Source organism: Acinetobacter thutiue (assembly GCF_030385805.1).
Lineage (GTDB): Bacteria > Pseudomonadota > Gammaproteobacteria > Pseudomonadales > Moraxellaceae > Acinetobacter > Acinetobacter corruptisaponis.
The window spans coordinates 73,932-92,427 of record NZ_JAUDZE010000002.1; the positions used below are offsets into that span (position 1 = coordinate 73,932).

The window sequence follows — 18,496 nt, forward strand, 5'->3', positions numbered from 1 at the left end:
ATGAACTTCACAATTTCTTTTTCTGAGCTTATGCCACTGGTCCCAGTGATGATTGTGGCGTTGACCGCAGTGGTGGTCATGCTGCTGATTGCAATTAAACGTAATCACAACCTGATCGCGACAACCTCGGTTGTGGGTCTTAACCTGTCTGCAATTTATATTGTGTACACCATGTTCAGTGGCCACTTTGCGCCAGTGAACATCATGGGCATGTTTATGGTTGATCCATTCACCATGCTCTACCAATTCCTGATTCTGATCGCTTCCTTGGCGTGCTGTACCTTGTCTCATGCCTACATCGAGACCTATAAGGACAACCGTGAAGAGCTTTACATCCTGTTGCTATGTTCAGTTGCGGGTGCCATGCTGTTGGTTGCAAGCTCACACTATGCTGCGTTCTTTATCAGCCTTGAGTTGATGTCAATTCCAGTATACGGCATGTTGGCGTATACTTATCAACGTAGTCAGTCTTTGGAAGCGGGGATTAAGTACCTTGTGCTTTCTGCGACTGCGTCTGCCATGTTGTTGATGGGTATGGCATATATCTATGCCTATACAGGCTCATTGTCATTCTATGATTCTGTTCAGGCATTATTTACCGCCATCAAACAGCCAATGGTGTTGTTGGGCCTAGGTTTAATCATCTTTGCCGTTGCATTCAAACTCTCGCTTGCACCATTCCATAAATGGACGCCAGACGTGTATGCAGGTGCGCCAGCACCAATGGCAACATTCCTGGCAACCGCAGCAAAAGTTGCAACCATTGGCCTGTTTGTTCGTTACCTGTTGACTTCAGGCGCGATTCTGGTTGAATCATTGGTTACCGTTTTAACGGTGATTGCTGTGCTGTCGATCTTGGTAGGTAACTTGCTGGCTGTGCGTCAAGTCAACTTGAAACGTATTCTGGGTTATTCTTCGATTGCGCATTTTGGTTACTTGCTTATCGCACTGATTAGCATGACCTATGCAAGTCTGGGCAGTGTCACCGTTTATGTGATCACCTATGTATTGACCACAATCGGTGCGTTCGGTGCGGTGGCGTTGATGTCCAGTCCATACAACAATGTGGATGAAGCGCAAAGCCTCGCTGACTACCGTGGTTTGTTCTGGCGCCGTCCGATCCTGACAGCGACCTTAACTGTGATGATGCTGTCCTTGGCTGGTATTCCATTAACAGCGGGCTTTATTGGTAAGTTCCTTGTGGTGATGGCAGCGGTGACAACCCAGCACTGGTTCCTGGCTGCAATGATTGTGGTGGGTAGTGGTATCGGTTTGTATTACTATTTACGTGTGATGGTGGTGATGTATATGACTCCACCAGATGTTCCACGTATTGATGCCGATGCACACTGGGGAACCAAGGTGGGTGGTATTATGGTACTCGGTGCCGCATTACTTGTATTACTCCTGGGCATCTATCCAGACCCAATGATCAACCTTGCATTGAAGTCTGAGATTCTTTCTCCATTGCATTTCATGTTGTCACAACAGCAGTAATACTCTGATTTGTACAAAAAAGCCTCCAAAAATTGGGGGCTTTTTTATTGAAGAGTAAAAAAACGTTTTATAATAGATAAAGATTAATATTTATTTAGGTACTCACTCGTGTCTATTCAGGAAATTCGCCATCCGTTGATTCGCCATAAACTTGGTCTGCTCCGCCGTTCAGACATCAGCACCAAGAATTTCCGTGAGTTGGCGCAAGAAGTCACGATGTTGCTGACCTATGAGGCAACCAAGGACTTGCCGATGTCGGATGATGAAATTGATGGCTGGACAGGCAAGGTCACAACCCAACGCATTGCAGGAAAAAAGATTACCATTGTTCCAATCCTGCGTGCTGGAATTGGGATGCTGGAGGGCGTGCTTAACCTGATTCCAAGTGCTAAGGTGAGTGTGTTGGGCCTGGAACGGAATGAGGAAACTTTGGAGGTTCGTACCTATTATAAAAAACTGGTGCCTGATGTTGCTAACCGTTTGGCCATGATTATTGACCCGATGCTTGCGACAGGGAATTCGTTGATTGCTGCAATTGATGTGCTAAAGGCAAGTGGTTGCAAGGACATTCGGGTGATGGTGCTGGTTGCCGCACCTGAAGGCATCTCTAAAGTTGAGGCGGTTCATCCAGATGTGCGTATTTATACCGCTTCGATTGATCAGGGCTTAAATGAAGAAGGCTATATTGTCCCTGGTCTGGGTGATGCGGGCGACAAGATTTTTGGTAGTGTCCAGAAAGACTAATTTTTAAAATAGATTGAAAAGAGACGTAATCTATCCATAAATTTTTAAGGAAAGATCGAACGTCTCTTTTTAATTTTTATATACTATTCCCATCGTCTTTATAAAATTGGGTGCAGGCCATGAAGCAAGAATTCTATCAGGGAAAAATTAAACAATATAATCCAGACAAGGGATTTGGTTTTATTGCCACTGCTGAAGGAGACGTGTTTTTTCATATCTCAGACTATCCTGCATCAGAGGGTGAGCCAAAGAGAAATGAAAAAGTTAAGTTTTTAGTGCAGGAAAATGAGGGAAAGTTTAAGGCGGTCAAGATTGAGTGTGTCGATTCAAACCCTGCGAAAACCAAGAAAAACAAAATCATGGCTCATAATAAGGCCATCACCAGCGAATTACTGTCAAATTTCCGACGTTAGTTATCTTGAATTGTTTTATTGGTAGTTAATTATTCGCCTTTAATTTTGTGAAAGGATTTTTTTTGTCTTTCATAATTAGGGTACAAGATAAGCAGTATTGTAAGCCTGTGTAATCACATGCTAGCATAACTCCTTTATTCTTTAAAAAATAAAAGGTTATATATGCTTAAAAAATGTTTGGAATGTGATAAGGAATATAGTGATCGTTCAGAAGCATGTATCCATTGTGGGGCGCCAAATGACGAGTTATTGCAGAAAAAACAGCAAGCAGTAGAAAAAGAAAATGAGAGTGAGGCTTATACGAATCTGATAATTGTCATTATTCTTGCTGTAATAGGCTATATATATTTTGATCCAATAAGAAATTACTTTTTGGATTTATTCGATGTGGGTATCGTTTCAAAATATGATTTAAAAGATTGCTCAAGTGACCGTGTTAAAAAATCAATTATGCAAATGTTTAATGACGGGACTTATGCTCAAACTTATCATATAAAATCAATTTCAGTTGACACAGCAGTAATTGATACGAATAAGGATGCAATATTGTCTTGTCAGGCAAATCTAGCCTTAAATAATCAAGAACATATAAGCTATATCATTAATTTTAAGGAACAAGGCGATCAAATTATGATTGAAGGGAATCCTGTACAATAAATATTAGTATTAATTCATGCTGTAAAAATACACCAAAGCTAAAATATTTGGCTTTGGTGTTTTATTTACACCTGATCTTCACAAAATTGTAAGAATGCCTTTAAACCAGGACCCTGATACTTCTGACGATGTACCAACATAAACAGGGGACGGGTGAGTTCCCAGAAAGGTGTATCCAGAATGACCAATTGCCCTTTTTCCTGAAGCGGTTCAATCGCAAGCCGTGATACACAGGTCATCCCCAGACCATTGGCAACAATTTTTAGGATGGCCTCATTATGACCTAGGGTAAGGCGAATGTTGGCATCAGGTAGGTCTTTTAAAATTGCGTTGTCAAAGACTTCACGTGTGCCTGAACCCTCTTCACGTAAGATCCATTCCACATCATTAAAGTCTGTTGGGGTGAGTGGACGGTTTAACTGCGTTAAGGGATGCTGTGGAGCACAACACACTGCTAATTCATCATCACGCCAATGGATGCACTGTAACTGGGGCAAATGGCATGAGCCCTCAATCAGAGCCAGATCAAGCTGAAACTGGTTCACCGCTTCAATCATTTGACGAGTATTGCCCACCTGTAACTGTAAATGTGCCTGTGGATGGCGCTGTAAAAAATCTGCCATAAGGTCAGGCATCAGGTAGTCACTGATGGTCAGGGTCGCACCCAAACGTAGGTCAATACTTTGTAACTCACCCTTGGCGGCCTGTTCAAACGATTCACAACGACCTAAAATTTCCAGGGCCTGCGGCAACAAAAAACGGCCCAGATCATTTAACTGCAAGCGCTTGCCCAAGCGGTCAAATAATGGTGCGCCAAGACCATCTTCCAAATCGGCCAGGGCCATGCTTGCCGCACTTTGGGTGAGTCGGACAGCATCACTCGCCTTGGTTACAGTTCCCTCTTGAGCGACCGCCACGAAAACAGCCAATTGGCGTAATGTCATGCGCATGTTAAAAGCCTTACCGTTTGAGTTTAAAAGTATTCATGAATTATCTGATCATGCTAACATGAGCTCACTGTTTCGTGCCACGTTCAAATCATGTCAATTGAAAAATTTAGCGTAGAAAAGGTTTTATCTGTACATCGCTGGACCCACAATCTGTTTAGTTTCACCATGACCCGACCAGCGCATTTTAAATTTACCGCAGGGCAGTTTGCCCGTATTGGTTTAATGGTTGGTGATGAACTGGTAGTGCGTGCTTACTCAGTGGTGTCTTCGCCATTTGATGAAACGCTGGAATTTTTTTCAATTGTCGTTCCCGATGGGGCTTTTACCTCAAACCTGCAACATTTAAAGGTTGGTGATGAGCTGTATCTTGAAAAAATATCTTATGGCTATTTAACTCTGGCACGTTATCAGCAGCCTTTACCACAGGATTTATGGCTGTTGGCAACGGGAACGGGTTTGGCACCATTTTTATCAATGTTGCAAGACTTTGAAACCTGGAATAAATATCAACAAATCAATTTGGTCTACAGTGTTCGTACCGCATCCGAACTGGCCTATGTTGACCGTATTCAGGAAATCGCCAACCTTTTTGGTGAGGGGCACTCAGGCTTTAGGTTTATTCCAATTATCACCCGTGATCCAGATGCGGCTTTACATGACCGTTTACCAGTTCTGATTGCAAATGGTGAGCTGGAAAAGGCGGCGGGATCAGAATTGAGTCCAGCAAGCAGCCATGTCATGTTGTGTGGCAATCCACAAATGGTGGAAGATACCAAGGAAGCCTTAAAACAGCGTGGCTTGACTATGAACCGCCGTGGTGAGGGAAATATTGCGGTGGAGAATTATTGGTAATCTTGGGCGGACTGGATATGTCTTAATGTACAAACATATCCATAAATTCACGGATTTCCTGAATGGCGGTATCGACATCGGTTGTGAGCCATGTGGGTTCAAACAGTCCTGCATAGTGTTCCAAACGTTCCTGTGGCACCACAAGGCGAACAGGGCATTCTTCCTCAAGCAAACGCCACGGCAAGATTGGAACCTCATTGTCCAGAAAAGCCTGAACATTACGGATATCCACAATCATTGCATTGATGCATTCAGGAAAAGGCATCACTGAAAGTTCTTCGGTACGGCGGCGGAAATATTCAAGGTCGCCCCATTTCATGATATAGCTGGGTTTGTTGAACTCAATCAGTCCAATCAAATGCTCATCTCGTGTGTAATGTAGAAAACACTGATGGGTTACATCCGTATCTAGATCAAGTGAGACACTTTGCTGTTGGTAGGACATAAAGCAGAACATTTAGGAAATGAGGGCGCGTAGTATAGCCTATTTTTAGCGTTTTCTAAACCGCCTATATTTTAAACAAAAAACAAAGAAGAAACAGTAGAGTTTTGCAACAGCAACAACGATAGTCCGAAGCTTTTTCACACAATGCAACATAAGCAGTTGCTAAGATAAAAGCCTGAGAAATAAAAAGGATGAGGGCTAGCTATCATGCATGATTTTAGTAAGCCACAACCTCATGTGGCGAGTCGAGAGGAAATTGCAAAGAAAAGGAAACTACCCGTTTATATGTTGATCATTGTGGGGATTTTCCTGATTGCACTTCTTGTTTATATGGTCGCGGATCATTCAGCGAATCCAACTGCACAGGCAATGCTGTCTCATATGCAGTCGGTACTTTTGGATGCCTAGATCGTTTATTTTTAGACCAAAACCTGTTGAATTGAAAAAGCTCATTGGTGTGAATCAATGAGCTTTTTTGCAAAATTATGCGGACTTTTTGTTGTATTAGTGCTGCCGTTTGTTGATTGGAAAATAGACAAAAATTAAGGTTGAGACATCCATAAGTTATGTTCTTGGTTATAGAGCGATCATGGGTGGTTTGATTAATTTTAAAACACAACATAAGGATAACAACACATGAATGAATATTTTAATGATCCCTCCCAGAGAGGAGGATTCGACGCAATGTATTATTGGGACCAGTTTCACCCAATTTTAGCGGCAATTGTTATCTTACTTTTAGGTTGGATTATTGCATTGATTGTTGCCGCTGGCGTGAAAAAGTTACTCCAGAAACTAAACACCAATCATAGATTGTCTTCTGCCACTGGTCATACACCAAATATTGAAAACCTGATTTCCAAACTGGTTTTCTGGTTTGTGATTATCCTTGCTGTTGTCGGTGCATTGAATGTGCTGAACATCAGTGGCGTGAGTGATCCATTCAGCAATATGGTTGGTCGGATTCTGGCCTTTATTCCAAACCTGCTGGCGGCCGTTGCAGTCGGTTTTATTGGCTGGATTGTGGCAGGGCTGGTCAAGGCAGGACTAACCAATGTGCTTGCCAGAACGGAAATGGACGAGAAGCTCAGCAATGAGGTGGGTGTAGGCTCACTCAGCAGTAATATTGGTGAAATCTTCTACTGGCTGGTCTTGTTGCTGTTCTTGCCGATTGTGCTGTCTATTCTAGGCCTGACAGGCCTGTTGATTCCTGTACAGAATATGGTGAATGAGGCGGTTGCTTATTTGCCGAACCTGTTTATTGCGGGTGTCATCATTTTTGTGGGCTACATTCTGGCAAAAATTGTGCGTGGTATTGTTGAGGGCTTGAGTAATAGCCTTGGCTTGCAGACACAGGCAGAAAAAATAGGTTTGTTTAAGAACTCCAATGTATCCAAATTCCTGGGTTCATTTGTTTTTGCCATTATTATTATCACGGCCTTGATCGTGGCATTTGAAGCACTGGGTATAGAGGCAATTTCCCAACCTGCCACCGCAATGCTCAATCAAATCATGTATGCGATTCCACAAATTATTGCTGCTGGTCTGATCCTGATCGTGGCATATGTGGTTTCCCGTTTTGTTGGACGTTTGGTGGCTGAACTGGTTTCAGGAGCGGGTGTTGATGAAATTCCAATGAAGCTGGATGTACAACGCTTCCTTGGACAAACCCGTGTTTCAGATATCATCGGTTGTTTGATTGTGTTCTTTACCATGTTGTTCGCGGTTTCAGAGGCTGCTGACCGACTTGGTTTGGAACAGGTCAGTGTGCTGATCGCGATGTTTATCCAGTTTGGTGCCAGTATCCTGCTTGGTGCGGTAATTCTGGTTGTCGGCTTCTGGCTGGCCAATGTGGTCGCCAATGTGGTTCAACGTGGTGAATACAATAGCTCACGCTGGTTGGGCAATCTGGTCCGTATTCTAATTATGGGCTTGGTGATTGCGATGGGCTTAAGGGCAATGGGTATTGCTGACTCTATTGTGAACCTCGCATTTGGCTTAACCCTCGGTTCAGTTGCTGTCGCGTTTGCTCTGGCTTTTGGTCTAGGTGGTCGTCAACCTGCGGAACGTTTGCTCAGTGATCTGTTGGATAAAGCAAAAACTGAGGCAAAACATCCAAATCCGTTGCGTCAAAATGAGATGACGCCAAACAACCCAGTGAGTCCAGCGACTCCTGCTACAGCCAATCCAGTGAATCCGATAGCGCCAACACCAATCAATCCAGAGAATCCAAAACCACCGATTCCTCCATATTCGGATGAATAGTAAAAATAATCTTTGATTTTTTTGATCAATTCGACCACTCTAGGCAGGGTGGTCGTTTTGTTTGTATAGGGGCTGATGATACTTTATCTATGATTGCGACAGAGGAAATTTTTTAGGTGATACAAGGCATGAAACATGAAATTTAGTCATTCTAAATGAATGTTTCATAACGTAGTATGAGGAACAACGTTCCGCAAGTAAAATATCCCTGTCCCGTAGGGTTGTGGCTAAAATCCCCTCATACTTCGTTATGAAACTTGGCAATAGGTTTGCTATTACCTACGTTTCATGCCTAGTCTGATGAAATTTTAGCCTACAACGCAATTCATTTATAAAATATCAACAGCCCCAAAATAAAAAGTCTATAGGAGGATAAAATGAAGAGGCCAAATCGCGTATTCGCACCCATTATTATTGCAGGCATCACTGTAGGCTTTTTGGCCAGTGCGTATAAGTTTGTGGTTGCCAAGTCGGGTTCAGTGAAAGAGAAACCGATTGAAAATACTCAGCAGGCATCTTCCTCAGAGGCAGCAAACTCTTCAGACGAACGAAGTTAAAATATTTCAATGGTAGTGCAAAACACTGTGGTGTACTGAAAAACAGCTAGACAAATTGGGCTGCGGCTTGGGCAGATGACCATGCCCACTGGAAGTTATACCCCCCTAGATGGCCTGTCACGTCAAGTACTTCACCAATAAAATACAAGCCTTTCTGCTTCTTGCTTTCCATGGTTTTTGAGGATACTTCGCTGGTGTCCACACCACCAAGCGTGACCTCGGCAGTACGATAACCCTCCGTTCCCGATGGCTTCACCGTAAATGCATGCAGTTGCGCCGCAATCTGTTCAAGTTGCAGGTCACTGATGTTTCCAATTGCCGTTTCACTTTGCTCAGCCCAAATCAGCTGCTGTAATTCCAGCACGATACTTTTTGCAGTGAATTCATTTAACAGGGTACGGAGTAATACTTTAGGCTGTACTTTTTTCCTTTCCTTAAAAAATTGCACGAAATCCTGGCCTGGAAAGAAATCAATGTTGAAGCTTTCCCCTACATGCCAGTAGTTTGAAAGCTGCAATGAGCTTGGGCCACTTAAACCACGATGGGTGAACAGCAGGGCTTCGGTAAATTGATGACGACCATTGATTAAGGTGGCATCTAGTGCATTACCGCTTAAGCGTGTTGTAACTTCCTTAAAATGGTCTGAAAAGGTAAAGGGGACCAGACCTGCACGGGTAGGGAAAACATGATGTCCAAACTGCTGTGCAAGTTCATAGCCAAATCCAGAACCGCCCAGTGTTGGGATTGATAACCCACCTGTTGCAACAACCAGCGATTCGCACTGATAAGTTCCCTGGTTGGTCTCAATGACAAAACCTGAATTTGCCAGAGCTTTTACCTGCTGAACTTCGCAGTGGGTTTGAATTTTGATCTGTTTGGCTTTGTCACATTCTGAAAGCAACAGTTCCAGAATTTCCTTGGCGCCATTCAGGGTAAACAGTTTGCCATGCTTGCGTTCTTCGTATTCAATGCCATATTCGCAGACCAAGCCAATAAAGTCCCAGTTGGTGTAACGACTCAGGGCTGAAATCACGAAGTGTGGATTTTCTGAAAGATAGTTGGAGGGTTCAACATCCAGATTGGTAAAGTTGCATTTACCACCTCCCGACATCAGAATTTTTTTACCGACCTTGTTGGCTTTTTCCAGTACCACAACTGAACGTCCACGTTTGCCTGCTTCAGCAGCCAACATCAAGCCTGATGCACCCGCACCTAAAACAACAACATCAACTTGATGAACCATGAGTATTACTCAGTAGACGAAAAGCGGGCAATTATAAAAGATTTGTGGAGGTTTTAATATGCTTTAAGCTTTCCCTGCAACCCTCCTGTATGAATCGCCAAGATTCGAGTGTGGGCAGGGAAATGATTGTGCTGGATTAAATCAAGAAGTCCCATCATCATTTTAGCGGTATACACCTGTTCCAATGGGATATCATATTGTTTTTCGAATTGCTGTATAAATTGCAGCAGTTCAGGTGTGGTTTTGGCATAACCACCACAACAATAGGCATCGGTTAAAGACCAATTGCTTTTATCAGTCCATTGTTGAATGTCCTGTTTGAGAAAATCACCTTTCAAGGCTGAAAAGCCTAAAATATGCTGTTGTTCCGAGCTGCTTTCAATGATGCCTGCAAGGGTTCCGCCTGTACCAACCGCACAACAAATCACGTCATAATTTTCCATATCATCAGGGGAGAGAATTTCCTGTGTCCCTTGAATGGCAAGTGCATTACTTCCACCCTCTGGAATAATAAAGGCCTGCGGGTATTGTTGCTGCAACTTTTGCAGATACTCCGTTTGATGGCGTAAACGATATTCAGCCCGACTGAAAAAATGCAGTTGCATACCCAAATCATGTGCTGTTTGTAGCGTTGGATTGAATGGTTGCGAAGCCAGTTCTTCACCACGAATCATGCCAATACTTTGAAAACCAAAATGCTGTGCTGCAAAGGCTGTTGCGGCAATATGATTGGAAAATGCACCGCCAAAGGTAAGGACTTGGGTAAAACCTTGCTGTTGTGCTGCCAAGAGGTTGTATTTCAGTTTAAAAAACTTGTTGCCCGAAATCTGGGGATGAATCTGGTCAAGGCGTTTGATGGTCAGTTGAACAGGCTGGGGAAGTTGCAATGTTTGATAAGGGATGGGAAAAGCAATGTGATCAAACATTTTTTGCGAACGAGAAATGAATTTGACCACATTGTAAATGCATTTGATTGAGAATGTCAGTGTTGGTTTATGAGTCGGTATCCACCGACGTGATCACCGACATACCAGGACGTAGGTTTTCCATGCCTTTTTGTTCTGGATCAATGGCGATGCGTACCGCAATACGTTGCACCACTTTGGTAAAGTTGCCTGTGGCATTATCAGGTTTGAGTACACTGAATTCTGAACCCGCAGCAGGGGAAATCTGTTCCACATGACCTGTAAACTTCTGGTGATTCATGGCATCAACGGTGAAATAGGCTTTTTGCCCAACTTTCATATTGGCAATCTGGGTTTCCTTAAAGTTGGCAATCACCCAGGTTTGTTTGGGAATCAGGTAAAGCAACTGTGTTCCCGCAGCCACGTATTGACCGACACGTGGATTCACTTCACCCAACTGACCATCCAGCGGAGCAACAATGGTGCTGTAATCCTTGGTGGTGTTGGCCTGATCGAGCTGTGCCTGGGCACTGTTCACTTGTGCCTTTAAACCTGCTTCTGCCACTTGTGCGGTTTTTAACGCCTCTTGCGCCACCAGAATATTGGCTTGGGCCTGCTTGAGCAAGGCGAGGTTGTTTTGGGCATCGGCAGCAGCCTTGTCCTGTTCCGATTTTGATGCCGCACCGCTGTCTCCCAGTTGCTGATAGCGTTTGAGCTGTGCAACGGATAAATCATACTGTGCCTTGACCTGATCCAGTTTGGCCTGTGCCGCCACCACATCGGCCTGACGTTGGGCAATGGCCTGGCTTTGATTGGCAAGGCTATTCTGTGCCTGCTCGACTCCTGAAACTGCCTGTGTCACCTTTTGGTCATAGGTGGTGGCATCAATGTGCATCAAGACCTGACCCTGCTTGACCTGATCGAAGTCCTTGACCCTTACATCCTTGATATAGCCATTGATCTGTGAGGAAAGAATGGTGGTTTTACCTTTGACATAGCTATTGTCGGTTTGTTCAATCGCTGTATGAAATGGGCCAATGCGCCATGCCCATAAAATAATGGTAATCCCGACAATTAAAACCAGCAGCATCCACCATAGGGTAGAGCGTTTGGTTTTGATGAGCTTGCTGGTGGGCGGTGGTGGAGGCGGTGGTATTTGAGGCACAGTTTCCTGTACCTTTACGGGTTGTGGCGTTTCGTTCTGCTCAGCATTTTGAGCACTATTATTTTCTGGTTTATCTTGTTCAGACATCATGTTTTCTCAATCAAATACGATTAGGCGTTAACTGGCTGCTTGCAGATTCTTTCGGGTCAGGTATTTATTGCGTACATATTTAAATAACCCCCATAGCAGTAAAACAACGGCAAAAATGCCATTCAGTACAATCACATCGTTATAGGCACGCACCTGTGCCTCACGGGTAACCACTTTATTCAGGTTTTGTAGCGCCTGATTGTTTTGCAAGACAGGATCGTTGCTACTCACCATTGCACTATGCTGATAAGCCTGTAGACGTTGCGTGACCAATGGATCGGTTGGATCTAATTCACTGTTTATTTCAACCTTATAATTATTGGTCTGATGCTGTTGATAGGTGTTAAAGAATGATGATCCGACCAAGCCACCAAAGTTTTGCGTGGCTGAGAACAGTACAATAAAGGTCACTACATATTGTGGACCACGCTGTAGGGTACGCATAAAGCCCAATAATAGCAGGGGACCAATAAACACACCGCCAGCAAAGCTCACCAAAAACTGGCTACGATAGAAATTGGCAGGACGCACATCACTGGTGAGATGATAATCTAGCGCACAGGCGATCAGGATCAGGATTTCGGCTAGGAATAAGTTCAGGATCAAACGTTCACGATGAAAGGTTAGCGCGCTAAACACCGAACCTGCAATGGTGCCGCAGAAGATCACTACATACAGTGGCACAAACTGGTCTGGTCCCATGCCCATGGTTTTGAGGAAATTCACAGCGGCGTAGCTCTGTTCTGACATCAGCAGGCGTAAGGCAAAGGCACTCACCACGAAACTGAGCAAATCACCTGTCGCCAGCCAGCGGGTCATGATCAATGGGTTTCTACGATAATGCTCATAGGTCAATCCCAGAACAACCAGACAGAAACCAACAATCAAGGTATAGGCCAGCCAAGGACTGTTAAACCACCACAGGATTGGCCCTTGAGTCAGTACAATACACAGGCAGGCAAACCCAGGGGCGAGTAGGGCAAAGGTAAAGAAATCCTGCTTTTCAAAGACCTCTAAACGCAGGCTGCGTGGCAGTTTAAGTGACACCACCATCGCCAGGCAGCAAATTGCCAGACCCAGCTCAAAGGTGTAAATCACATCCCATTGATTGGCACTGAGCAGATAGGGCGAAATGATCCATGCCAAAGGCAAACCAAGTTGCTGGAATCCAAAAGCCAGATAAATCCCTTTTGGCATATCAGCCTTGCTAAAGGCCTGCATGGTGTAATACATACCCAGCGAACTAAGCGGAGCAGCGGCCAGCCCTGCAATAAAACGTACAAACAGCGCCATTTCATAGGTTTTAACAAAGATGTGCAGAATCAGTACGCCAATAAACACCAGCAAACCAATTTCTGAAAACAGGCGTAAACCATATTGCTGACGGGCTTTAAACAGGATCAGGTTGGAACTGACATTTGCCATGACATAGGCTGCGGGCAGCCATGCCGCCTGAGAGGGCGTTAAACCATACTCACCCTGAAAAATTGGTAAATTGGCTACAATAAAGCCATTACTTAAACTGGCGGCAACCGCAATAAATAGACCAATAATAAAATAGGCCAGACGTTTCGGGGTTGCATGGGCAATTGCCGCAGGCGAACCAGGCAGGGTTGGACGCTCGTCTGCCGACCAATCTGGAGGTGTCTCAAGATAGCGAGGTGTTTTATCCATGTTATTCCTCGAACTACACTTTAATGCCGTTTAATAATAATTCTATTGCCCGTTTTGCAAGTTGCACCTGATCCTGGCCTGTATGTCCCTGAAATGAAGAACCGAGAATCGCCGTAATCAGGGCAAAATCTTTTGTTGTTAAATCATCACGGCATAATTGATGTTGTATGGCCTGGTCAATCAGTGGTTGTAATGCTTTGTCACGCCGTTCATAAATGTTTAGCATGATTGGGTCCTGACGATCAATGATGCGCCAGTAATCAATCAGCACCACCAGATGCGGAAGCTGTTCAATGTGGCTTTCAATCAAACGGATAAAGCCATCTTCAAAGGGAAGCAGCGCTTGTGCCCGCTGCTCCAGTCGGGTAATGGCCTGTTCGAGCAAGGCGGCCATTAAGGCCTTGCGATCTGAAAAATTACGATAAAAGGTCGCCCGACCCACGCCAGCATGGTCAATAATGACCTGTAACGGCACATGAACACCGTAGCTACGAAAAATTTCCTCGGCAGCATGAAGCAGTTCATCACGGTTATGTGCTGCAAGTTGTTGGCGTTTTGTCATAATGTGAAAAGTAGACCTTTATTGCTCACTTGAATTTAACGGACAATTTTGTCCGTTGTAAATATTGAAATGGAAATTATTTTGTTGAAATTAAGTAAAAGAGTTGTTTTTACTAATTTTTATTCAATCAGACAGTGGTAAAAATAAGTATAAGTTCATTGCAGATAAAAATGAAAAGAGGTGAAAAATGCAGGCGTTGATCTATCGTTTGGCGAAAGGAGTAAAACACCGTCCCTATTTGTCTTCGACATTTTTACTGGGTTTGCTGATCTATACCGCTTTGCATTTTTTCACTAACTGGCAATGGGCGACCTGCCTACAGTTGGGATGGAACACCGCCATCTGGCTGTATTTATTTCTCACCTTACGCATGATGTGGCACTTGGATGCAAGCCATATTTTACAGCGGGCCAGACAACAGGATGAGGGGAAATGGATGATCCTGACTGTTGTATTGATTGCAATCGTGGTTTGTTTCATCTCCATTGTGGTACAACTGAGCCATGTTCCCAAAGATCAGGCTGTTCTTAAGGGAGTTCTTATTTTGCTGACCATTGGCACTATTTTTTCAACATGGCTGATGTTGCATACCCTGTTTGCCATTCACTATGCCCATGACTATTATCTTGCCAAAAGCCGCCATGAGGATGCTGGACTGGATTTCCCCAAAACAGATCAGCCTGATTATCTCGATTTTATTTATTTCAGTTACATCATTGGCACTTCGGCACAAACAGCGGATGTGTCCATTACCACTTCTGAGGTCAGGCATCTGAACATTTTTCACTGCGTTTTGGCTTTTATGTTTAATACGGTGATTTTGGCAGTTGCAATCAATGTGGCAGCCAGTTTAATTGGATTTTAACTGATAATTTATTTTTATTAATTTTATTAAAATTGATCATTTTTATTTTTGATTTGGGTTGGTTATTTTAAATATAACCAAACATCGCAAGGATAAGAACATGACCACCCAGCATCAAGTGAACCAGCAGCAATATCAGGATAAATCTCAAGCCTATTTAAACAGTGCAGTCCATGCGCAGGGGATTGAATTTCAAAAAATGCGAAAGTTGATTCAAGCGCATCAATTTAAAAGGATGTTGGATTTGGGCTGTGGGGGCGGGCATGTCACTTACCAGATCGCCCCATGTGTGGATGAGGTTGTGGCTTATGACCTAACGCCGTCTATGGTGGAGTTGGTTGCTCAACAAAGCAGGGAAAGAGGCTTTCATAATGTGATTGGTCAGCAAGGTGCTGCGGAATCCTTATCGTTTGCAGATCAGAGTTTTGACTGTGTGATCACACGTTATTCAGCGCATCATTGGCAGAATGTGATGCAGGCAATGAGCGAAATATATCGAGTTTTGGCTAAAAATGGCAAGCTTGTGATTGTCGATATTTTAGGAAATGCAAATCCTGTTATGGATACATTTTTCCAGACCATAGAAACCATCCGTGATCCAAGCCATGTGCGAAATTATAGTTTACAGGAATGGATGCACTTTGCTGAATATGCAGGGTTTAAAGTTGAAACTGTTGAAAAGCAAAGTCTGGATTTAGAGTTTCAAAGCTGGACGCAGCGGATGCAGACACCTGAACATGCGGTTGAAACCATACGCTATTTACAGCGAAAAGCATCTGATCAAACCCAGCAATATTATCAGATTCAGGCAGATGGCTCTTTTAGCAGTGAGGTATTGTGGATGGTGCTTGCTAAATGATAGGAATCAATTGAAGAGTGGGTTAACACTCTTCAATCACTTATTCTAAATTTACTTTTTGCAGTTTGGTTGAGACAAATCAATAATTTGAGTTCCCTCTACTCGATAGCCAACTTGGCCCACCAGAAAAGCCTGATTTAACTGGGTAATCACCACATCAGATAATGCAACAGAACAAGGGTTCTTCTCAATTGCACGATCTATTGCAGTTTTAAAGTTCGGCATACCAAGAGGAAACAGGATTACAGGTACTTTGTCTTCGCCGATGACACGTTGTCCTTTAATAAACTGGTTGGAGTTAATATTATAATTCTTGGTGGATGCAACAGTCATATCAGCAATACGAACTGCACATCCTGTTGAAAATAACATTGCTGTTACAGTTGCAAGCGCTAAAAACTTTTTCATAAAAAACCCCTTATAAATTAAAAAATAAAAGCGTATGCATCTTATGTATTTATTTAAAAAAATCAATAAAAAAGACTCATAAATGAGTCTTTTTGAGATGAAGGGAAATAATGGGTTAAGACACTTTATCACCAGCTTTAGCGCCAGATTCAGGTGAGATCACCCAAACACCTTCGCCATTACCTGCTGCAAGTACCATACCGTTAGAAATACCAAAACGCATTTTACGAGGTGCAAGGTTCGCGACCATCACTACTAATTTGCCTTTTAAATCTTCTGGCTGATAAAACTCACGAATGCCACTAAATACATTACGTGGCTCAGCTTCACCAATATTTAAAGTTAATTGAAGTAATTTATCAGAACCTTCTACCGTTGCAGCTTCTAAAACTTCAGCTACACGGAGGTCAACTTTCATAAAATCTTCAATACCAATGATTTCAGCTTCACCCACTTTAGGTTCAGGCTTCTTCTCGGCTTTCTTCTCTTTCTTCTTCTCAGCTTTTGGCACTTCTGCCGCAGCAGCCAAAGAATCTTTAGATGCATCCACCATTGCCGTAACCGCTTTTGGGTCAACACGCTGCATTAATGGCTGGAACTGTGCAATTTCGTGAGCCACTAAAATCTGCTTGCGAGATTCGAAGTCAAAGCTTGCAAGCTGTAAGAATGCCTGAACCTGTGCAGCAAGCGTTGGCAATACAGGTGACAGGTAAACCGCAAGCTGACGGAACAGGTTGATCCCCACCGAACAAACATCATGCACCTGTTGCTCCTGACCCTCTTGCTTGGCAAGTGCCCACGGTTTTTTCTCATCAATATACTGGTTGGCACGGTCTGCCAAGGCCATGATTTCACGAATTGCCGCAGAAAACTCGCGTGCTTCATATGCCTTGGCAATCGAATCACCAGCATCAATAAAGCTTTGAACCAGCTCAGGTTCAGCACAGGTACTGGATAAAGTATTGTTGAAATTGCTGTTAATGAATTTCGCACAACGGCTGGCAATATTCACCACTTTACCAACCAGGTCCGAATTTACCTTTTGTACAAAGTCATCCAGATTTAAGTCTGAATCTTCAACTTTGTCAGAAAGCTTGGAGGCAAAGTAATAGCGTAAATATTCAGGATTCAAATGCTGTAAATAGGTCTCAGCTTTAATGAATGTGCCACGAGACTTTGACATCTTCTGACCATTCACAGTCAGGAAACCATTTACGAATAAACCTGATGGTGTGCGGTAGTTTGCACCCTCAAGCATGGCAGGCCAAAACAGCGCATGGAAATAAACAATGTCTTTACCAATGAAGTGGTAGACTTCATTTTGTGAATCTTTTTTCCAGAAATCATCAAAACTTAAATCTGGACGCTTGGTCTTGATATAGTTTTCAAAACTCGACATATAACCAATCGGCGCATCGACCCAAACATAAAAATATTTGTTTGGCGCATCTGGAATCTCAAAACCAAAATAAGGTGCATCACGGGAAATATCCCAATCTGATAAACCAGCATCGAACCATTCATCCAGCTTATTGGCAATCGAAACAGGTAAACGACCTTGATCACGCGTCCATTTTTGCAAATATTCAGCAAAATTAGGAAGCTTAAAGAAGTAGTGGTCTGATGATTTTTCTACAGGCGTTGCACCACTCAAGGTTGAGCGTGGATCAAGTAATTCTGTTGCGTTATAGGTTGTACCGCAGACTTCGCAGGCATCGCCGTACTGATCTTCAGATTTACATTTTGGGCAAGTACCTTTAATAAAGCGGTCAGACAGGAACATGCCTTTTTCAGGGTCAAACAATTGTGTGACAGGACGAATTGCAATATTGCCTGCTTCACGGTTCTTAATATAAATTTCTTCTGAACGAGCCTTGTTCTCATCACTATTGGTTGAATCATAGTGATCGAAATGCACACCAAAGCCATCAAAGTCACGAATATGCTCTTTCTGAACATTGGCAATTTGCGCTTCTGGACTGATGCCATTGGCTTCAGCACGCAGCATGATCGCTGTACCGTGAGCATCATCCGCACATACGTAAGTCACGTCATGACCCATTGCACGCATCGCACGAACCCAAATATCTGCCTGGATATAACCGAGTAAGTGTCCCATATGGATTGGACCATTGGCATAAGGGAGGGCATTGGTGACTAAAATTTTACGCACGGATATTGTTCTCTCATTCGTATTTACAAGGTGGATGATTTTACATGACTTAAGACAGACTTGCACAAGGGAATCGGTGAAATCTTTTTAATCGGATTAGACTGCTTATGCTAGTTTGAGACTTCATCAAAACTTCACTTTGGCTTCAATCAAAGTACGTCTGTTTGAATGA

General features: G+C 43.4%; 19 protein-coding genes. 10 read left to right on the forward strand and 9 right to left on the reverse strand.

Annotated features, from left to right (window positions below):
- The 4 genes from nuoN (at nucleotide 1) to QTA56_RS06255 (ending at nucleotide 3,311) form a co-directional block, all read left to right on the forward strand.
- The gene (nuoN, locus tag QTA56_RS06240; protein ID WP_267980096.1) at nucleotides 1-1,497 is read left to right on the forward strand and encodes an NADH-quinone oxidoreductase subunit NuoN; all 1,497 of its coding nucleotides are present in this window, start codon (nucleotides 1-3) and stop codon (nucleotides 1,495-1,497) included.
- 108 nt (nucleotides 1,498-1,605) lie between these two features.
- Nucleotides 1,606-2,241 (forward strand): uracil phosphoribosyltransferase, encoded by a 636-nt coding sequence (upp, locus tag QTA56_RS06245; RefSeq protein WP_267980097.1) that lies wholly within the window; start codon nucleotides 1,606-1,608, stop codon nucleotides 2,239-2,241.
- A 119-nt stretch (nucleotides 2,242-2,360) separates the two neighbouring features.
- Complete coding sequence (locus QTA56_RS06250; protein WP_267980098.1) at nucleotides 2,361-2,654, forward strand: cold shock domain-containing protein; 294 nt, start codon at nucleotides 2,361-2,363, stop codon at nucleotides 2,652-2,654.
- 162 nt (nucleotides 2,655-2,816) lie between these two features.
- Nucleotides 2,817-3,311, forward strand: a complete 495-nt coding sequence (locus QTA56_RS06255; protein ID WP_267980099.1) for a hypothetical protein — start codon at nucleotides 2,817-2,819, stop codon at nucleotides 3,309-3,311.
- Nucleotides 3,312-3,376: 65 nt separating this feature from the next.
- On the opposite strand, the gene gigC is transcribed toward QTA56_RS06255, so the two are convergent.
- Entirely contained in the window at nucleotides 3,377-4,261 is an 885-nt protein-coding gene (gene gigC / locus QTA56_RS06260) for a LysR family transcriptional regulator GigC (RefSeq protein ID WP_267980100.1), read from the reverse strand.
- Nucleotides 4,262-4,351: 90 nt separating this feature from the next.
- Here gigC and QTA56_RS06265 point away from each other — a divergent pair, with 90 nt between their 5' ends.
- Nucleotides 4,352-5,113, forward strand: coding sequence for a ferredoxin--NADP reductase (locus tag QTA56_RS06265; protein WP_267980101.1), 762 nt, complete (start codon nucleotides 4,352-4,354; stop codon nucleotides 5,111-5,113).
- Nucleotides 5,114-5,135: 22 nt separating this feature from the next.
- Here the strand turns inward: QTA56_RS06265 and QTA56_RS06270 are convergent, their stop codons facing one another.
- Entirely contained in the window at nucleotides 5,136-5,558 is a 423-nt protein-coding gene (locus QTA56_RS06270; protein WP_267980102.1) for a hypothetical protein, read from the reverse strand.
- A gap of 207 nt (nucleotides 5,559-5,765) precedes the next feature.
- On the opposite strand from QTA56_RS06270, the gene QTA56_RS06275 reads away from it, so the two are divergent.
- From QTA56_RS06275 to QTA56_RS06285, 3 genes are all read left to right on the forward strand, one after another.
- On the forward strand, nucleotides 5,766-5,966 hold the full coding sequence (locus QTA56_RS06275; protein WP_267980103.1) for a hypothetical protein: 201 nt from the start codon (nucleotides 5,766-5,768) through the stop codon (nucleotides 5,964-5,966).
- Nucleotides 5,967-6,194: 228 nt separating this feature from the next.
- Nucleotides 6,195-7,823 carry a mechanosensitive ion channel gene (locus tag QTA56_RS06280; RefSeq protein ID WP_267980104.1) on the forward strand — a complete coding sequence of 543 codons (1,629 nt, stop codon included), beginning with the start codon at nucleotides 6,195-6,197 and terminating at the stop codon, nucleotides 7,821-7,823.
- Between the two features lie 377 nt (nucleotides 7,824-8,200).
- A complete protein-coding gene (locus QTA56_RS06285; protein WP_267980105.1) occupies nucleotides 8,201-8,380 on the forward strand; it encodes a hypothetical protein in 180 nt (59 codons plus the stop codon).
- 46 nt (nucleotides 8,381-8,426) lie between these two features.
- Here QTA56_RS06285 and QTA56_RS06290 read toward each other — a convergent pair whose 3' ends face one another.
- The 5 genes from QTA56_RS06290 to QTA56_RS06310 form a co-directional block, all read right to left on the reverse strand.
- Nucleotides 8,427-9,623, reverse strand: a complete 1,197-nt coding sequence (locus QTA56_RS06290; RefSeq protein ID WP_267980106.1) for a BaiN/RdsA family NAD(P)/FAD-dependent oxidoreductase — start codon at nucleotides 9,621-9,623, stop codon at nucleotides 8,427-8,429.
- Between the two features lie 53 nt (nucleotides 9,624-9,676).
- Entirely contained in the window at nucleotides 9,677-10,549 is an 873-nt protein-coding gene (locus QTA56_RS06295; protein WP_267980107.1) for a 1-aminocyclopropane-1-carboxylate deaminase/D-cysteine desulfhydrase, read from the reverse strand.
- A gap of 67 nt (nucleotides 10,550-10,616) precedes the next feature.
- Nucleotides 10,617-11,783 (reverse strand): HlyD family secretion protein, encoded by a 1,167-nt coding sequence (locus QTA56_RS06300; RefSeq protein WP_267980108.1) that lies wholly within the window; start codon nucleotides 11,781-11,783, stop codon nucleotides 10,617-10,619.
- A 27-nt stretch (nucleotides 11,784-11,810) separates the two neighbouring features.
- Nucleotides 11,811-13,457 (reverse strand): MFS transporter, encoded by a 1,647-nt coding sequence (locus QTA56_RS06305; protein ID WP_267980109.1) that lies wholly within the window; start codon nucleotides 13,455-13,457, stop codon nucleotides 11,811-11,813.
- A 13-nt stretch (nucleotides 13,458-13,470) separates the two neighbouring features.
- Nucleotides 13,471-14,019, reverse strand: coding sequence for a TetR/AcrR family transcriptional regulator (locus QTA56_RS06310; RefSeq protein ID WP_267980110.1), 549 nt, complete (start codon nucleotides 14,017-14,019; stop codon nucleotides 13,471-13,473).
- A 187-nt stretch (nucleotides 14,020-14,206) separates the two neighbouring features.
- Here QTA56_RS06310 and QTA56_RS06315 point away from each other — a divergent pair, with 187 nt between their 5' ends.
- Nucleotides 14,207-14,884, forward strand: a complete 678-nt coding sequence (locus tag QTA56_RS06315) for a DUF1345 domain-containing protein (protein ID WP_267980111.1) — start codon at nucleotides 14,207-14,209, stop codon at nucleotides 14,882-14,884.
- Nucleotides 14,885-14,984: 100 nt separating this feature from the next.
- On the forward strand, nucleotides 14,985-15,743 hold the full coding sequence (locus tag QTA56_RS06320) for a methyltransferase domain-containing protein (protein ID WP_267980112.1): 759 nt from the start codon (nucleotides 14,985-14,987) through the stop codon (nucleotides 15,741-15,743).
- Nucleotides 15,744-15,794: 51 nt separating this feature from the next.
- On the opposite strand, the gene QTA56_RS06325 is transcribed toward QTA56_RS06320, so the two are convergent.
- Nucleotides 15,795-16,151 (reverse strand): hypothetical protein, encoded by a 357-nt coding sequence (locus QTA56_RS06325; RefSeq protein ID WP_267980113.1) that lies wholly within the window; start codon nucleotides 16,149-16,151, stop codon nucleotides 15,795-15,797.
- Between the two features lie 115 nt (nucleotides 16,152-16,266).
- The gene (metG, locus tag QTA56_RS06330; RefSeq protein WP_267980114.1) at nucleotides 16,267-18,324 is read right to left on the reverse strand and encodes a methionine--tRNA ligase; all 2,058 of its coding nucleotides are present in this window, start codon (nucleotides 18,322-18,324) and stop codon (nucleotides 16,267-16,269) included.
- Nucleotides 18,325-18,496 lie beyond the last annotated feature (172 nt).

What these genes read in the sequence shown, in the direction of transcription:
- nuoN (WP_267980096.1), top strand. Translation starts at nt 1, where the DNA reads ATGAACTTCACAATTTCTTTTTCTGAGCTTATGCCACTGGTCCCAGTG.
- QTA56_RS06250 (WP_267980098.1), top strand. Translation starts at nt 2,361, where the DNA reads ATGAAGCAAGAATTCTATCAGGGAAAAATTAAACAATATAATCCAGAC.
- QTA56_RS06255 (WP_267980099.1), top strand. Translation starts at nt 2,817, where the DNA reads ATGCTTAAAAAATGTTTGGAATGTGATAAGGAATATAGTGATCGTTCA.
- gigC (WP_267980100.1), bottom strand. Translation starts at nt 4,261, where the DNA reads ATGCGCATGACATTACGCCAATTGGCTGTTTTCGTGGCGGTCGCTCAA.
- QTA56_RS06265 (WP_267980101.1), top strand. Translation starts at nt 4,352, where the DNA reads ATGTCAATTGAAAAATTTAGCGTAGAAAAGGTTTTATCTGTACATCGC.
- QTA56_RS06270 (WP_267980102.1), bottom strand. Translation starts at nt 5,558, where the DNA reads ATGTCCTACCAACAGCAAAGTGTCTCACTTGATCTAGATACGGATGTA.
- QTA56_RS06275 (WP_267980103.1), top strand. Translation starts at nt 5,766, where the DNA reads ATGCATGATTTTAGTAAGCCACAACCTCATGTGGCGAGTCGAGAGGAA.
- QTA56_RS06280 (WP_267980104.1), top strand. Translation starts at nt 6,195, where the DNA reads ATGAATGAATATTTTAATGATCCCTCCCAGAGAGGAGGATTCGACGCA.
- QTA56_RS06285 (WP_267980105.1), top strand. Translation starts at nt 8,201, where the DNA reads ATGAAGAGGCCAAATCGCGTATTCGCACCCATTATTATTGCAGGCATC.
- QTA56_RS06290 (WP_267980106.1), bottom strand. Translation starts at nt 9,623, where the DNA reads ATGGTTCATCAAGTTGATGTTGTTGTTTTAGGTGCGGGTGCATCAGGC.
- QTA56_RS06295 (WP_267980107.1), bottom strand. Translation starts at nt 10,549, where the DNA reads ATGTTTGATCACATTGCTTTTCCCATCCCTTATCAAACATTGCAACTT.
- QTA56_RS06300 (WP_267980108.1), bottom strand. Translation starts at nt 11,783, where the DNA reads ATGATGTCTGAACAAGATAAACCAGAAAATAATAGTGCTCAAAATGCT.
- QTA56_RS06305 (WP_267980109.1), bottom strand. Translation starts at nt 13,457, where the DNA reads ATGGATAAAACACCTCGCTATCTTGAGACACCTCCAGATTGGTCGGCA.
- QTA56_RS06310 (WP_267980110.1), bottom strand. Translation starts at nt 14,019, where the DNA reads ATGACAAAACGCCAACAACTTGCAGCACATAACCGTGATGAACTGCTT.
- QTA56_RS06315 (WP_267980111.1), top strand. Translation starts at nt 14,207, where the DNA reads ATGCAGGCGTTGATCTATCGTTTGGCGAAAGGAGTAAAACACCGTCCC.
- QTA56_RS06320 (WP_267980112.1), top strand. Translation starts at nt 14,985, where the DNA reads ATGACCACCCAGCATCAAGTGAACCAGCAGCAATATCAGGATAAATCT.
- QTA56_RS06325 (WP_267980113.1), bottom strand. Translation starts at nt 16,151, where the DNA reads ATGAAAAAGTTTTTAGCGCTTGCAACTGTAACAGCAATGTTATTTTCA.